Origin of the sequence: Salidesulfovibrio brasiliensis JCM 12178, from assembly GCF_001311825.1 — a bacterium.
GTDB lineage: Bacteria > Desulfobacterota > Desulfovibrionia > Desulfovibrionales > Desulfovibrionaceae > Pseudodesulfovibrio > Pseudodesulfovibrio brasiliensis.
The window spans coordinates 1-14,712 of sequence record NZ_BBCB01000080.1 but is presented as its reverse complement, the minus strand read 5'-3'; the positions used below and the strand labels follow the sequence as shown (position 1 = coordinate 14,712).

Annotated in this window: 12 protein-coding genes and 1 pseudogene; 4 read left to right on the top strand and 9 right to left on the bottom strand. The window is 61.8% G+C overall.

What is annotated here, in order from left to right:
• Window positions 1–19: 19 nt before the first annotated feature.
• Window positions 20–898: an ATP phosphoribosyltransferase gene (hisG, locus tag JCM12178_RS14480; protein ID WP_054652363.1), complete on the bottom strand. Its 879-nt coding sequence runs from the start codon at window positions 896–898 to the stop codon at window positions 20–22.
• Complete coding sequence (hisI, locus tag JCM12178_RS14475; RefSeq protein WP_054652361.1) at window positions 898–1,269, bottom strand: phosphoribosyl-AMP cyclohydrolase; 372 nt, start codon at window positions 1,267–1,269, stop codon at window positions 898–900. The genes hisG and hisI overlap by 1 nt, the downstream gene beginning before the upstream one ends.
• A gap of 423 nt (window positions 1,270–1,692) precedes the next feature.
• On the opposite strand from hisI, the gene JCM12178_RS14470 reads away from it, so the two are divergent.
• Window positions 1,693–3,597 (top strand): methyl-accepting chemotaxis protein, encoded by a 1,905-nt coding sequence (locus JCM12178_RS14470; RefSeq protein WP_054652359.1) that lies wholly within the window; start codon window positions 1,693–1,695, stop codon window positions 3,595–3,597.
• 72 nt (window positions 3,598–3,669) lie between these two features.
• On the opposite strand, the gene lon is transcribed toward JCM12178_RS14470, so the two are convergent.
• The 7 genes and pseudogenes from lon to JCM12178_RS14435 all read right to left on the bottom strand — a co-directional run bounded on the left by lon (window position 3,670) and on the right by JCM12178_RS14435 (window position 11,538).
• Window positions 3,670–6,015 carry an endopeptidase La gene (gene lon / locus JCM12178_RS14465; protein ID WP_439646710.1) on the bottom strand — a complete coding sequence of 782 codons (2,346 nt, stop codon included), beginning with the start codon at window positions 6,013–6,015 and terminating at the stop codon, window positions 3,670–3,672.
• 279 nt (window positions 6,016–6,294) lie between these two features.
• Window positions 6,295–6,567, bottom strand: a complete 273-nt coding sequence (locus tag JCM12178_RS14460) for an acylphosphatase (RefSeq protein WP_054652354.1) — start codon at window positions 6,565–6,567, stop codon at window positions 6,295–6,297.
• Window positions 6,568–6,578: 11 nt separating this feature from the next.
• Window positions 6,579–7,259 carry a RadC family protein gene (gene radC / locus JCM12178_RS14455; protein ID WP_054652352.1) on the bottom strand — a complete coding sequence of 227 codons (681 nt, stop codon included), beginning with the start codon at window positions 7,257–7,259 and terminating at the stop codon, window positions 6,579–6,581.
• A gap of 49 nt (window positions 7,260–7,308) precedes the next feature.
• Window positions 7,309–8,226, bottom strand: coding sequence for a DNA polymerase III subunit delta (locus tag JCM12178_RS14450; protein WP_245628805.1), 918 nt, complete (start codon window positions 8,224–8,226; stop codon window positions 7,309–7,311).
• Window positions 8,227–8,300: 74 nt separating this feature from the next.
• On the bottom strand, window positions 8,301–8,792 hold the full coding sequence (gene lptE, locus JCM12178_RS14445) for an LPS assembly lipoprotein LptE (protein ID WP_054652350.1): 492 nt from the start codon (window positions 8,790–8,792) through the stop codon (window positions 8,301–8,303).
• 9 nt (window positions 8,793–8,801) lie between these two features.
• Window positions 8,802–9,775, bottom strand: a pseudogene (gene galE / locus JCM12178_RS14440) (UDP-glucose 4-epimerase GalE).
• An 80-nt stretch (window positions 9,776–9,855) separates the two neighbouring features.
• Entirely contained in the window at window positions 9,856–11,538 is a 1,683-nt protein-coding gene (locus JCM12178_RS14435) for a bacteriohemerythrin (protein WP_083465961.1), read from the bottom strand.
• Window positions 11,539–11,677: 139 nt separating this feature from the next.
• Between JCM12178_RS14435 and JCM12178_RS14430 the strand changes: the two genes are divergently transcribed.
• From JCM12178_RS14430 to JCM12178_RS14420, 3 genes are all read left to right on the top strand, one after another.
• Complete coding sequence (locus JCM12178_RS14430; protein WP_054652346.1) at window positions 11,678–12,334, top strand: tetratricopeptide repeat protein; 657 nt, start codon at window positions 11,678–11,680, stop codon at window positions 12,332–12,334.
• Between the two features lie 80 nt (window positions 12,335–12,414).
• Window positions 12,415–14,007, top strand: a complete 1,593-nt coding sequence (locus JCM12178_RS14425) for a peptide chain release factor 3 (RefSeq protein ID WP_054652344.1) — start codon at window positions 12,415–12,417, stop codon at window positions 14,005–14,007.
• A gap of 2 nt (window positions 14,008–14,009) precedes the next feature.
• The gene (locus JCM12178_RS14420) at window positions 14,010–14,618 is read left to right on the top strand and encodes a 3'-5' exonuclease (RefSeq protein ID WP_054652342.1); all 609 of its coding nucleotides are present in this window, start codon (window positions 14,010–14,012) and stop codon (window positions 14,616–14,618) included.
• The last annotated feature ends 94 nt before the right edge of the window (window positions 14,619–14,712 follow it).

Sequence of the window (14,712 nt, the reverse complement as noted above, 5' to 3'; positions counted from 1 at the left end):
TGATTGGTGCGGGTCGCGTCTAGACGACCTTGTTGAGCGGATACTCGATGATGCCCTCCGCGCCGAGTCCCTTGAGTCCGGGGATGATGTCCCGGACCACGGACTCCTCGATGACGATTTCCACGGAGAGCCAGTTGCCGTCCTGCAGCTCCGCCACGGTGGGCGAAGTGACCGCAGGCAGAAGCTCCTGCGCGGCTTCCATCTTGTCCTTGGGCAGGTTCATCTTGAGGCCGACCATCTTCTCGGCCTTGAGGGCGCCCTGAAGCAGCAGGTTGATCTCTTCGATCTTCTTGCGCTTGAACGGGTCGTTCCAGGCGTCCTTGTTGGCGATGAGCTGGGTGTTGGTCTGCATCAGCTCGGCGATGATGCGCAGACCGTTGGCCTTGATGGTGGTCCCGGTCTCGGTGATCTCCACTATGGCGTCGCAGAGGCCTTCAACCACCTTTGCCTCGGTGGTCCCCCACGAGAACATGACTTCGACGTTCACGCCGATGGACTCGAAGTACTTCTTGGTGAAGCCCACGAGTTCGGTGGCGATTTTACAACCTTCGAGGTCTTCAGGGCGCTTGAAGGGCGAGTTGCCGTTGACGCAGAGCACCCAGCGGGCCGGGCGGTTGGAGACCTTGGAGTAGATGAGGTCGTCGACAACGACCACATCGGAGCTGTTCTCCATGATCCAGTCTTTCCCGGTAAGGCCGACGTCGAAGGTGCCGCGTTCGACATACATGCTCATTTCCTGCGCACGGGCAAGGGAGCAGTCGAGCTCGGGGTCGTCTATATCCGGAAAGTAGTTGCGGTGGTGCAGCCGGATGTTCCAGCCCGCCTTGGCGAAAAGCTTGATGGTAGCGTCCTGCAGGGAACCTTTGGGCACACCGAGTCTGAGGGATTGTCCGGACATTACTTGTAGACCTCCTTGGGATCGAAGACCACGGGGGAGCATTCGGTCACTTCCCCATCTTTCAATTCACGGTAAAAGCAGCTGCGGTAGCCCTTGTGGCAGGCCGCGCCGCCGATTTGTTCGATACGGACCAGTATGGTGTCATCGTCGCAGTCGAGACGGATGGAATGGACCTTCTGTACATGACCGGAAGTGCCGCCCTTATGCCAGAGCGTCCTGCGGGAACGGGAGTAGTAATGGACCTCGCCGGTCTCAAGGGTCTTGTCCCACGCTTCTTCGTTCATGTAGGCCATCATGAGGACTTCGCCGCTTTCGGCGTCCTGCGCAATGGCGGGAATCAGGCCGTTCATTTTCTCGAAATCTGGTCTCATTTTTACACCTTTGTAAATGTATACTCTCCGACTGCATCGGCAGGCCGGGCCTGACTACATAACGGGTTAAGACTGATTTCGCAATAGTATGAAACGGCGCATTTTCGTCGATCCGGAAGCGGCCCGGCAACGATCCGGCAACAACAGTATCATGGGTTCCGGTTTTCAAACTAATTCCTATTTTTGAATTATAATGCCACCAGAGATTCGAAAATATTACCGTGGCGAATATGGCAAAACATATAAGAAACCGGGAAAATCCCCCATTTTGCAATACCCCACTTTTCTTGGGCCTTTTGCTGCTGTAAGTGCGATTTTATGGTTGACCGCTCAACGAAAATGGTTCTCACTGAGCGTATGCAACCAATTGACCGCAATGGTTTCGGCGACAAAAGATACTCTTGAAGCACGAAGGAGTTCGTCATGTTCAACTGGGTCACACGGAGTCTGGCACGCACCATCATCCTGCCGGTTGTGGGCGCGATCATCGCAGGGGTCGCAGCGCTAGTCCTCTACGTCAACAACACCACCACCGCTCTGGTCTACGAATCGGAATCCAGCGCTGCACAAGAGATTGCATCGAGCATCCGCTCTTCGCTGGACATGTTCATCAGCGACTCGGTTTCGCTCGCAAAAGGCTTTTCCAACAACGTGACCATCTCCATGGCCGCCACCACCGGACAGGGCGACAGCGCGCGCAAGGTCCTCAAGGACTCGGTTGCCGGTAACAAGAGCCTCTGGGGCGCGCTCATCTTCAACAAGGATGGGGTCATCGTCAGTGGCTACGGCTCGGACGGAACACAGTTCGAGGGAGTAAACATCGCTTCACGCCCCTACGTCAGTAACATCCTCAGCGGCGCGGACTCCTATGTTTCCAAAACCATATTCAAGGCCAAAACCGGGGACACGCTGCTTTTCGCCGTAAGCGTGCCCGTTTACAACGCACAAAACGAACTGGCAGGCGGTATCGCCCTGCTCGGCGACTGGGCGGCCTTCACCTCCCGCTTCATCGATCCCATCAAGGTCGGCCACGAAGGATATGCCTTCATGCTCGACTCGGACGGTCGGTTCATCTACCACCCCATAAACAAGGGCGTCATCCTTGAGAATCACAGCAGCAAGGACTTCGTGCGCCAGGCCATGAACCGCGGCAACGGCGTCATCTCCTACAAATGGGACGGCGAAGACAAGATTCTCATTTTCCGCACCGAACCGGTCACCGGGTGGATCATCTGCCTGGGCGCGTATGAGAGTGACATCACCTCCGGAGCCATCCGGCAGGGTTACGTCCTGAGCGGCATCGGCACGGCAGTGGCCTTCATCGTCATCGCCATCGTGATATTCTTCATGCGCAGGCTGGTGGTGGCTCCCGTCAGCGAAGGCATGAACGCCGCCGGGATGATGGCCCGAGGAGACCTGACCCAAGACATCGAGTCAGACTCGCCCAACGAGCTCGGCAACCTCATGCGCTCCCTCGCCAGCATGATCGAGGCGCTCAGGACCGTCGTGTATCAGGTGAAAAGCTCCGCAGAGATGGTAGCAGCCGGCAGCGAGGAAGTCTCCGCCTCTGCCGAGGAAATGGCCGACAGCTCCACGGAGCAGGCCTCCTCCGTTGAAGAGGTTGCGGCATCGGTTGAAGAAATGTCCGCGAACATCACCCAGAACCTGCATACCGTGGAACGGACCCGCGACATCGCGGTGCGCACCGCCAAGGATGCGACCGAAGGCGGTGAAGCCGTCAAGCAGACCGTCAAGGCCATGCGCGACATCGCGGACCGCACCTCCATCATCGAGGAAATCGCGCGACAGACCAACCTGCTGGCGCTGAACGCGGCCATCGAGGCTGCCCGGGCAGGCGAGCACGGCAAGGGTTTTGCGGTGGTCGCGGCCGAAGTCCGCAAACTGGCCGAACGCAGTGGCGTGGCCGCCAACGAGATCAGCGACCTGACCGGCAACAGCCTGCAGGTGGCGGAAAAGGCCGGCTCCATGCTCGAAAAGGTCGTGGCGGACATCAAGACCACCGAAGAACTGGTGCAGGAAGTCACGGCAGCGAGTCAGGACCAGCAGAGCGCGGCGGAACAGATTTCCACCGCCATCGGGCATCTGGACATGGCCGTGCAGAAGAACACCTCCTTCTCCGAGGAGCTCTCTGCCACGGCACAGGAGCTCTCGGCTCAGGCAGTGCAGCTGCAGGAGGCCATGGAGTTCTTCACGGTCAACGGCCACTCTCCTCAGGCTGCGCGGCAGACCAAAACCAAAGCCAAGCCCGCCGTTGCCAGAACCGTGCAGCGTGAACTGCCCGAATCCGACGACTGGGAACAGTTCTAACGCACGACGAACATGACAAAACGCCCCTGCGCAGAGCGGGCAGGGGCGTCTTTATTCTCTCTATAGTGGACGCTAGACCTCGGCCAGCGGCCAGACCTCTTCCACTCGCTCGACGGTCTTGATGACGATCTGCTTGCGCAGCGCCTCGGGGACGTCGTCGAGGTCCTTCCTGTTCTGCTTGGGTATGATGACCCGCTTCATGCCGCGCGACACGGCGGCGAGGATCTTCTCCTTGATGCCGCCGACGGGCAGCACGCGACCGCGCAGGCTGATCTCCCCGGTCATGGCGGTGTCGGCGTTGACCGACCTGCCGGAGAGCGCGGAGATAAGCGCCGTCACCAGCGTCACACCGGCGGACGGGCCGTCCTTGGGGGTGGCTCCGGCCGGGACGTGGATGTGGATGTCCCGGTTTTCCGCAAAGTCGGGGTCAATGCCGTATTCGTCGGCATGTGCGCGGGCAATGGAGAGCGCGGCCTGTGCCGACTCCTTCATCACGTCGCCCAGCTTGCCTGTCAGGATCAGCTTGCCCTTGCCGGGCATGGTGGTCACTTCCACGTGCAGGATTTCGCCGCCCACCGGGGTCCACGCCAGCCCGGTGGCAACACCCGCGGGCAGGGCCATTTCCTTTTCGTCATCAAGGAACTTGGCCGGGCCGAGCAGCTTGTGCAGCGACTGCGGAGTGATCTTGAAGGGGCCCTTCTCGCCCTCTGCCTTGCGCCGGGCCATCTTGCGGCAGATGGTGCCCACCTCGCGCTCGAGGTTTCGCAGCCCGGCCTCGCGGGTGTATTCGCGGGCGATGCGGCCGAGGGTCTTGTCACCGATCTGGATTTCCTTTTCCTCCAGACCGTTTTCCTCGGTCTGGCGCGGTACGATGTATCGCTTGGCGATGACCACCTTCTCATGCTCGGTATACCCGGGGATGCGGATGACCTCCATGCGGTCCAGCAGCGGGCCGGGCACGGAGTCGAGCATGTTGGCGGTGCAGATGAACATGACCTTGGAGAGGTCGAAGGGCACGTTCAGGTAGTGGTCCGTGAACGAATAGTTCTGTTCCGGGTCCAGCACCTCCAGCAGCGCGCTCGACGGGTCGCCCCGGAAGTCGCTGCCGAGCTTGTCTATCTCGTCCAGCATGATGACCGGGTTTCGGGTGCCGCACTGCTTGATGGCCTGCACGATGCGTCCGGGCATGGCCCCGATGTATGTGCGGCGGTGCCCGCGAATCTCGGCCTCGTCACGCATGCCGCCGAGGCTCATGCGATGGAACTTGCGGCCGAGGCTTCGCGCGATGGACCGGCCGAGCGAGGTCTTGCCCACGCCCGGAGGGCCGACAAAGCACAGAATCGGTCCCTTCATCTTGGGGTTGAGCTTTCTCACACTCAAATATTCGAGGATGCGTTCCTTGACCTTTTCAAGGTCGTAGTGGTCCTCGTCGAGAATGGTCTTGGCCTTCTTGATGTCGAGACGGTCGCGGGAGAGCTTCTTCCACGGCAGCTCGGTCATCCAGTCCAGATAGGTGCGGATGACGGTGGCCTCGGAGGACTCCGCGTGCATGGACTCAAGCCTGCCGAGCTGTTTGTAGGCCTCCTTGAGCACGTCGCGGGGCATACCGGCCTTGTCGATGGCCCGACGGAGCTGGTCGATGTCCTCGTCCTGACTCTCGGTGTCGCCGAGCTCGCGCTTGATGGCCTTCATCTGCTCGCGCAGGAAAAAGTCGCGCTGGGCCTTGTCCATGCCTTCCTTGGCCATGCTCTGAATCTTGTTCTGCATGGAAGCCACTTCGACTTCCTTGACCAGCTGGGCGTTGACGTTCTCCAACCGCTCCAGCGGGTCCTCGCATTCGAGAATCTTCTGGGCGTCGGGCACCTTCATGCGCAGGTTCGAGGCGATGAGGTCGGCAAGGCGTCCGGGCTCGCTGACGTTGTTGAGCACGCTCATGATGTCGGCCGAGGAGATGCCGCGCAGGGAGAGGATCTTCTCGCTCTGCTCGCGGGAGGAACGCATCAGCGCCTCCTGCTCGGGGGTAAGCGCCACCTCGGTGGGTTCGAGGATCGGCTCGATCTCGGCCATGTGGTAGGGGTCCTCGCTGGTAAAGGCCTTGACCCGCGCGCGGGCGAGTCCCTGTACCAGCACCTTCAGGCGACCGTCCGGCATCTTGAGCATACGCATGATCATGCCCACGGTTCCGGTCAGGTACACGTCGTCCGGGCCGGGATCGTCCACGCTCTCGTCCTTCTGGGTGAGGATGAGGATGTAGCGGTCGCCGGAAAGGGCCGCGTTCACGGCCTCCACGGACTTTTCGCGTCCCACGAAAAGCGGCAGGATCATGTAGTTGAACACCACTATATCCCGCACCGGCAGCACGGGAAGGGTGGTGGGAATATGCGGCTGGCCGGACTCGTTCTGTCCGTCGCCGAACACTGGCTGTCCGGGACCGGAGGACAGGGCTTCCAGCAGTTCTGGAATGCTGGAGGAACCCGGAAAATCTCCGCCCGGAGGGCCACCGGCAGCACCGCCCTGCCCGCCGCCCGGACGAACCGGGGTGCGGGTCGCGCCCGTGGGGCGCTTGCGGCTGATGCGCCGTGGCTTGATCGGAGTCTTTTTCTTCTTCGTCAAAAGGAATCCCTTCCTTCATTATTGTTATTTCAGGAGATACTAACTAAGTCCCCTGTCACGGTTGGCAAGGGCAATCCGGAAAATTTATCTGCGGACCCTGAATCCGGACGGTGTCTCGCCACTTTCAGCCCAAGCGGTCTCCACCTCGGCAACCCTTGCCAGCGGGGGACCGTCGTATAGTTTTTCAAGAAAGGTTTCGAGGACGGCCCGTTCGCCGTACGCCTCGGTTTCCACATTGCCGTCGTTCAGGTTGCGGACCCATCCGGAGAGGTTCATGGACGCCGCGAGGTCCTGGGCCCATGCCCGGTACCAGACGCCCTGCACCTTGCCCTTCACGATTGCATGCAGTTTTGCCATATGCTCCTTTCCTAGATCATGCCCTTGTCCCGAAAGCTGAAGTATCCGCTTTCCGAAACGATAACGTGGTCGTTCACCAACACGTCAAGCGTCGAGGCGGCGCGGATCATGCCCAGCGTGAGCAACTGGTCCTCCTCGGACGGTTCGGGGTTGCCGCCGGGGTGGTTGTGCACGAGGATCACGGAACGCGCCTTGTTTTCCAGCGCCAGTGCCATGATCTCGCGGGGATAGGCCTCCACCCGGTCCACCGTGCCCGCGCCCACGCGTTCCCACGCGATAACGCGGTTTCTGGTGTCGAGAAGCGCCACCCAGAACTCTTCCGTGCGCTTGCCGCCAAGACGGGCCATGGCCGCGCGGGCCACCGCCTCGCTATTGAAAAGAACCTCACGCTCCCGCATGGTCCCTTCGGCCACTCGGGCCAGCAGCTCCTGCAAGAGCCGCCAGTGGGCCACCACCGCCGGTCCGGCACCGTCGAGCTTCTCCAGCCGTCCGGGCTCGGCCCGCATCACGGCCGGGAGCGTGCCGAACTCTTCCAGCAGCGCCTTGGCAAGCGGTTTGGTGTCCCGCCGGGGCAGCACCCCGGCCAGCACCAGCTCCAGGACTTCATAGTCGGCCAACGCTCTCGGGTTCTGCGCAAGCCGCTCCTTCAGCCGCTGCCGGTGTCCGTGATAATGCGGTTTGTCCTTGGTCATGACGATACAGGGATGGAAAGGGTTCGTGTATGATTATCATCCGCCGGGGCTATGCCCGGCCGCTCCTGAACAGCGAGATGAGGTCGGCGATGAGCATGTCCAGCACTTCCTCCTGCCGCCGCAGCCCGGTCTTGACCGAGTACTCCGCGTCAAGCGCGAGGTCGATGAGCCGCATGATGCCCTTTTCACCCAGTTGGCTGCCCTTTGCCGTCAGCTTCTTCTTCACGAAGGGGTGCGCGCGAACAGCGTTTTCCTCGCCATGGGTGAGCATCCACATCTGCCGGGCCTGCGAGGCCAGATAGCCGATGAGGTTGAAGAGCATGCGGTCCTTGGCGTTCTTCATGTGGTCTTCGAGAACGCGCTTCCAGACCCCGGCCTCGGCACCGCGCCGGGCCAGTGAATCCATGAGGTCGAAAAACTCCATTTCGCCCGTGGGCGCCACCAGTGAGGCGTGCTCGCGGCGAACCACCTTCTCGTCCCACACGGCAAGCTCGATCTTGTCCAGCTCCAGCTTCGCGGCCACCGCGTCCTCGGGCAACGCCTGAGCCAGCGCGACCTCGGCACCTTTGTCAAAGGAAATGCCCTTGTCCGAAGCCCAGCGACGCAGAAAATCGCCCATGCTCTTTTTATCCAGCCCGCCGGACTGCCAGACCCAGCCGCCCTTGTCCGCACGCTTCCAGATGTCGCGCTTGGCGAGATGTGCGGGCACTGCGGGTTTCTTGCCTTTCCACTCCCCTTCAAGGCAGAAGATGGGCCAGACGTCCGGAGAGGCCCCGGTGATGGCGCCGCCCAGCTTGTCCCACTGGTCCACCTTGAAGGCGTTTGCCCGGCGCACGATGAGCGCCTTGGGCTGGGCAAAAAGGCTCTTGATGGTCAGGTCGGTCCAGAACGCATCCGGTAGCGGGTCTTCGTCGTCGCCCCAGAAGGCGCGGCGTTCCCACGTTCCGGCACCGGCTCCGGCGAGCATCTCCCGATGCGCGCTTGAGCAGTTGCGGGTCCGGACAGACCAGAAAGCTGTAAGCAGGTCGTTTCATGAGGCCCCTAGAATCCCGTGGTCATGCGGTCCACCAGTCGGCGCACCGCCAGTTCCGTGACCTTCTGGTCCGCCTCGTCGCCCTCGCCGGGAGCGAACGGCCATTCCTGCGAAATATCTCCGGAACGCCACATCACGCGGCCGTCCACCGAGGAACGCACAATGGCTTCAAAGGTGATGGTTGCAACCGATTGCAGCGTCTCTTCCTTTTCCCCGGTGACGTCCGAACGGCGGTAGTAGCGGTCGATCTCGATGGTGATGAGCCCCTTGGCCTGCTCGCGGGAGGTCCACTCGCCCACGCCCCGGCGGGTGATCTCGTCGCGCAGGAGCGAACGGATTCGCGGTTCCACCCACGAGTACGGGGTCGGGTTGTCCACCTCGACGATGAACAGGGTGCGGCGATCCTCGGGCAGGGCGCTCTGGCCGTGCGAGAAGCCGTAGCCGCATCCTCCAAGGACACAGAGCAGCATACACGCGATGAGAAAACGTATCCGGATCATGAAACTCCGTTATTGCCAGTCCTTCTGGTGCCAGTTCCACGCCGAGGAGACCACCTCGCGCACATCGCCGAAACGCGGCTCCCAGCCGAGTACGCGCATGGCCTTGTCCGATGCGCTCACCAGCGCCGGGGAATCCCCGGCCCGGCGGGGCGCGTCCTCCACGGGCACGTCCAGCCCGGTGACGTCCCGCGCCACATCGATAATCTCACGCACGGAAAACCCGTTGCCGTTGCCGAGGTTGAAGACATCCGTGGCCTCACCGCTTGCCAGATGGTCGAGCGCACGCACATGCGCGTCGCGAGGTCGGCGACATGAATGTAATCCCGCAGGCAGGTGCCGTCCGGGGTCGGGTAGTCCGTGCCGAAGACCTTGATGCTCGGCCTGCGGCCTGCGGCGGCGGCCAGTATGAGAGGAATGAGGTGCGTCTCGGGCTGATGCCGTTCGCCAACCTCCGCGTCCAGGTCGGCCCCGGCCGCGTTGAAATATCTGAGTGAGACGGAGCGCAGCCCGAAGGCCGTGCCATAGTCGGCCAGCACCTGCTCCATCATGCGCTTGGACCACGCATAGGGCGAGAGCGGATTCAGCGGATGGTCCTCGGCCAGCCGCTCGGCCTGCGGCTCGCCGTACACGGCGGCGGACGAGGAGAAGACGATGCGCTCCACACCGTGCCGGACCATGCCGTCCAGCAGATTGAGCGTATTGGTCACGTTGTTTCGGTAATAGATGTCAGGCTTCTGAACGGATTCACCCACGGCGATGAAACTGGCGAAGTGGACCACCTCGTCAATGCCGTGCTCCTCGAACACCCGGTCGATGAACGCGGAGTCGGCGAGGTCGCCTTCCTCGAAGACGCCCCACTTGAGGAAATCGCGGTGCCCGGTGCAGAGGTTATCGAGAACCACCACCTCGCGCCCGCGGCGCGTGAGTTCCTTAGCCGTGTGGGAGCCGATGTATCCCGCTCCGCCCGTGACAAGAGTAGCCATGTCGTGGGGATATCTCAGAGAGCCGGGATATGCAACAGCCGGGCACGAAAAGGGGGTTTCGCACCCCCTGAAAGCGAGGGCTAGTGCACGCCCTTCTCGTTTAGGAACGCGCTGTACTTCTGGTCGGTCCCCTTGATGTGGCCGATGAGCCAGTCCTTGAGGAACCGCATCACTTCCATGGTCACGGACGCCTTGCCGGAGTTCAGCTGTTCGGCGAATTCCGAGACCTTGGCCACGAATTTGCGGTGAATTTCCTTGTGCGCCTCGGTCTCGGGGTAGCCGTACCTGTCGAAGAGCCGTTCCTCGGTGGCGAAGTGTTCCACGGCATAATCGGCCAGCCGCTTGACCACGTCCATCATGATGGCCTTGGAGCGGCGGGCGCGCATGGCGTCGTTGAGCTCGTTGATGAGGTCGATGAGCACCTTGTGCTGCCCGTCGATCTCCCTGACGCCCACGGACAGGCTGTCGTCCCACTCGAAGAGCTTGCCGTCGGCCTTGAGGGTGCTGGTGTCGCCGGAAACGAGGCCGTGCACGATGTTGTCGAGGTTCTCCACCAGCCCGGAAATCTCGGTGAGCGCATCAGTGGCAAGGGACATGCCCTCCGCGGTCTCGTTGGCCACCTGATTGACCTCGGCCACGGCGCGGTTGATCTGCTCGCTGGCGGCGGACTGCTCCTCGCTGGCCGCGGCGATGGACTGCACCTGAATCGCGGTCTCGTCCACGATGTGCACGATCTCTTCCATGAACTTGCCGGACTCGGTGGCTGCCTCGGTACTCAGGACGATATCCTCGGCGGCCTTTTCCACGGCGGCCACGTTCTCGCGGGCATGCTCCTGAATCTCGGTTACCGCGCTGCCCACTTCCTTGGTGGCCTGCATGGTCTTTTCCGCAAGCTTTCGGACCTCGTCCGCGACCACCGCAAAACCTCGCCCGGCCTCGCCCGCGCGGGCGGCCTCGATGGCCGCGTTGAGCGCCAGCAGGTTGGTCTGGTCCGCAATGTCGGTGATGACGTTCATGATCTGGCCGATGTCGTCGGCCTTCTGCCCCAGCCCGGTCATGGACTCCTTGAGGGTCATGATCCGGCCGCGCATGTCCTCTATGCCGGAGACCGCGCGGTGCACGCCCTCGGCCCCGGTGGTGGCGTTCTCCTTGGAGGCGGTCGCGCTCTCGGCGGCGCTGCCCGCGTTGCGGGCCACCTCGATGACCGTGCTGGTCATCTCCTCCATGGCCGTGGCCGTCTCGGTCATGCGATCACGCTGAATCTCCACGCCGGAATTGACGTGATCCACCTGCTCGGAAAGCTCGCCGATGGCCTTGAAAATCCGTTCGGACAACCCGCCGGCACGGGATGCGCCTTTCTGCATTGCCTGCACAGCCTCTTTGGCCGAGGCCTCGCTCTTGCGGATGCCTTCAACGGTCCGCTCCAGCTCGCGCACGGCGTCTCGTGCGCCGCGCTCCGACTTTTCGGCGGCTTCGACACGCTTTTCAAGCGCCTCCCGCATGGAAGCTGCGGCGTCCCTGAATTTTTCCGCACCGTCACTGGCGTCCACGCCGAGTGTCCCGGCAAGCTCCGCAAGAGGAGCCAACCCGGCGCGCAGCATGAGGATCCCGGCCACTATGCATATCACAGCGGCGGCAGCCAGCACGCCATGAACCACGGTCAGGAACGTTCCTGCGGCCAGAACCATTGAGGCAACGGGAACGAGGACAACGAGCACAAGAGCAAAGACAAAAAGCATGACAGGCGTTCTGGCAGTGGACACGCGAGATCTCCTGATTGTAGATAATGATGTTGGGTGAAACGCGGGAACATGATAGCCTCGTTCCCGTCAAACAACAAGCACAAGCCTGCACAGGCTTCCCCTGACACTCGATTTATTTACCGATATTCGGAGGCGCATCATGAAACAGCTTTTCAGAATCACCGCGATGGCGGTACTTCTCACCACCCTTGCCGGGTGCGTTTCGACCCTCAACGTGGCAGACAGGAGCTTCGAGAGCGCCCGCCGCAACCGCCTGCGCGGCAACCCCGAAGCCGCGACGCAGGAATACTCGGCGGCTGCAACCGCCTACAACCAGTCTTTCGAGGCCAACCGCAAGGACGGCCGGACACCGTTTCTCTCCTCCCGTCTCAAGGCCGGAATGAGCCTTTACTGGTCCGGCCAGAGCCGCGCTGCCCTCGACCTCTTCACCACGCTCTTCGACGCCCGTGACCGCACCCGCGAGACGCTCGTTTACGGCGGACTCGCCGCAGCCGACCTTGGCAACAAAGACGCGGCAGTCAAGTTCTGGTCCGAACTCGGTCCTGCCCACGACGTATACACCCTGCGCCAAGGCGTGCAAAAAGCCCTTGCCGGGCTGGACAACGGCAGCATGACCACCGAGCAGGCGCAGGATACCGTTCGCCAGGCCCTGCTCGATCAGGACAAACGCGATGTGCTCCAGCGCCTCACGCCCGCCTCGCAGCTCAGCGGCGAGAACACCTGCAGCGGCCGCTTCTGGTGGCGCTACAACGAGAGCCCCTGCTCCTCGGATGTGCGCCCGGTGCGTGCCTTCTGACCTTGACCTTTTACGGCATCCGGGTATACGGCAGTCCGGGTCGCTCTGGCGGCCCGGACTTTTTTATTCAGGGTAGGATCATGGAAGCGCAGATACGAAAGGAAGTGGACCGCCGACGCACGTTCGGCATCATCAGTCACCCGGACGCCGGGAAAACCACGCTCACGGAAAAGCTCCTGCTGTTCGGCGGAGCCATCCAGACCGCAGGCAGCGTCAAGGCCAAGAAAGCCGCACGCCACGCCACCAGCGACTGGATGGCCATGGAACAGCAGCGCGGCATCTCCGTGACCACCTCGGTCATGCGCTTCAACTATGAAGGCTTCGAGATCAACCTGCTGGACACCCCCGGTCACCAGGACTTCTCCGAAGACACCTACCGGACCCTGACCGCCGTAGACTCCGCCCTCATGGTCATCGACTCGGCAAAAGGCGTCGAACGCCAGACCAGAAAGCTCATGGACGTCTGCCGCCTGCGCGACACGCCCATCATGACCTTCATCAACAAGCTCGACCGCGACGGACGCGACCCCTTCGAGCTGCTTGCCGACATTGAAGAGACCCTGAACATCGAGTGCGCCCCCCTTTCCTGGCCCATCGGCATGGGCAAGGAGTTCAAGGGCGTCTACTCCATCCATGAAAAGAAACTGCACCTCTTCTCCGCAACACACGGCGGCGGCATCAAGGAAGGCATCGTCATCGAAAGCCTCGAAGACCCCAAGCTCGACGACGAACTCGGCCCGGATGCCGACAAGCTGCGCGAGGACATCGAACTGCTCGAAGGCGCAGGGTTCCCCTTCGACCCCGAGCGCTACCTCGCAGGAAAGCAGACCCCGGTCTTCTTCGGCTCGGCCATCAACAACTTCGGCGTGCGCGAACTGCTCGACACCTTCGTGGAACTCGCGCCCTGTCCCTGCCCCCGCCCGGCAGAAGAACGCGACGTCTCCCCCTACGAAACAAGCTTCTCCGGCGTCTGCTTCAAGATTCAGGCGAACATGGACCCCGCACACCGCGACCGCATCGCCTTCATGCGCATCAACTCCGGCAAATTCACCAAGGGCATGAAGGTCAAGCACCACCGCATCGGCAAAAGCGTCACCGTATCCAAGGCCACAATCTTCATGGCTCAGGACCGCGAGGGCGTGGAAGAGGCATGGCCCGGCGACATCATCGGCGTGCACAACCACGGCACCATCCGCATCGGCGACACCTTCACCGACAAGGAAGCCCTGACCTTTACCGGCATCCCCAACTTCGCCCCGGAACTCTTCCGCCGCGTGATCCTCAAATCGCCGCTCAAGGCCAAGCAGCTCGGCAAAGGCCTCACCCAGCTCTCCGAAGAAGGCGCAGTCCAGCTCTTCCGCCCCATCCAGAACAACGACTACATCCTCGGCGCGGTCGGCATGCTCCAGTTTGACGTCATCCAGTCCCGCCTGCGCGACGAATACGGCGTGGACGCCATCTACGAACCCGTTGAACTGCACACCGCACGATGGATCAGCGGCACCGAGCAGGAACTCAAACGCTTCCGTTCACGCATGGAACGGTACCTGGCACTGGACGGCGACGGCAATCTGACTTATCTTGCTCCGAGCCGCTGGCGCCTCGACGACGCCATCGAAACCTGGCCTGACGTCACCTTCCACGCCACGCGAGAACAGACGAACACCAAGTAACCATGCCGAACCCCGACCTACCAGAGAAATACACACGAGCTTTCTCCAAGCAGGAGATCAATGCCATGCCCCTCAGGCGCTGGGAAGGCCCTGTGGAAGTGGTGCGCACCGAAAACCAGCGCACCAAGGCACTCAAGGAACTCGAAAACGAACCGCTCCTCGGCTTCGACACCGAAACCCGGCCCGTCTTCAAGAAAGGACGCAAGCCCAATCCGCCCTCCCTGCTGCAACTGGCCACCGCAGACCGCGTCTTCCTCTTCCAGATCAGCCTGCTGCCCATGAGCAACGGCCTGCTCGACCTCCTCGCCGAAGACTCCATCATCAAAACCGGCGTGGCCGTGCGCGATGACATCTGCGGCCTGCAAAAACTCTCAGACTTCACCCCCGGCGGATTCATCGACCTCTCCGATATCTCGGCCCAGTCCGGCATGCAGACACACGGCCTCAGAAACATGGCCGCCAACCTGCTCGGATTCCGCATCTCCAAATCCGCCCAATGCTCCAACTGGGCCAAGGACAACCTCGCCAAAGCGCAAGTCACCTACGCAGCCACCGACGCATGGGTCAGCCGCGAACTCTACCTCGCAATGAAAGAACTGGAACTGCTCTAGTCTATCGCCTTTTTTGTGCCTCCGGCGGCTGAGAGGAAGGGGAGAGGAAAACCCCTTTTTGCAAAAAGCGGTTTTCCTCTCCCCTTCCTCTCAG

Bases quoted from the DNA above. Each gene is read 5' to 3' on its own strand.
- hisG (WP_054652363.1), bottom strand. From the start codon at position 898: ATGTCCGGACAATCCCTCAGACTCGGTGTGCCCAAAGGTTCCCTGCAG.
- hisI (WP_054652361.1), bottom strand. From the start codon at position 1,269: ATGAGACCAGATTTCGAGAAAATGAACGGCCTGATTCCCGCCATTGCG.
- JCM12178_RS14470 (WP_054652359.1), top strand. From the start codon at position 1,693: ATGTTCAACTGGGTCACACGGAGTCTGGCACGCACCATCATCCTGCCG.
- JCM12178_RS14460 (WP_054652354.1), bottom strand. From the start codon at position 6,567: ATGGCAAAACTGCATGCAATCGTGAAGGGCAAGGTGCAGGGCGTCTGG.
- radC (WP_054652352.1), bottom strand. From the start codon at position 7,259: ATGACCAAGGACAAACCGCATTATCACGGACACCGGCAGCGGCTGAAG.
- JCM12178_RS14450 (WP_245628805.1), bottom strand. From the start codon at position 8,226: ATGCTCGCCGGAGCCGGTGCCGGAACGTGGGAACGCCGCGCCTTCTGG.
- lptE (WP_054652350.1), bottom strand. From the start codon at position 8,792: ATGATCCGGATACGTTTTCTCATCGCGTGTATGCTGCTCTGTGTCCTT.
- JCM12178_RS14430 (WP_054652346.1), top strand. From the start codon at position 11,678: ATGAAACAGCTTTTCAGAATCACCGCGATGGCGGTACTTCTCACCACC.
- JCM12178_RS14425 (WP_054652344.1), top strand. From the start codon at position 12,415: ATGGAAGCGCAGATACGAAAGGAAGTGGACCGCCGACGCACGTTCGGC.
- JCM12178_RS14420 (WP_054652342.1), top strand. From the start codon at position 14,010: ATGCCGAACCCCGACCTACCAGAGAAATACACACGAGCTTTCTCCAAG.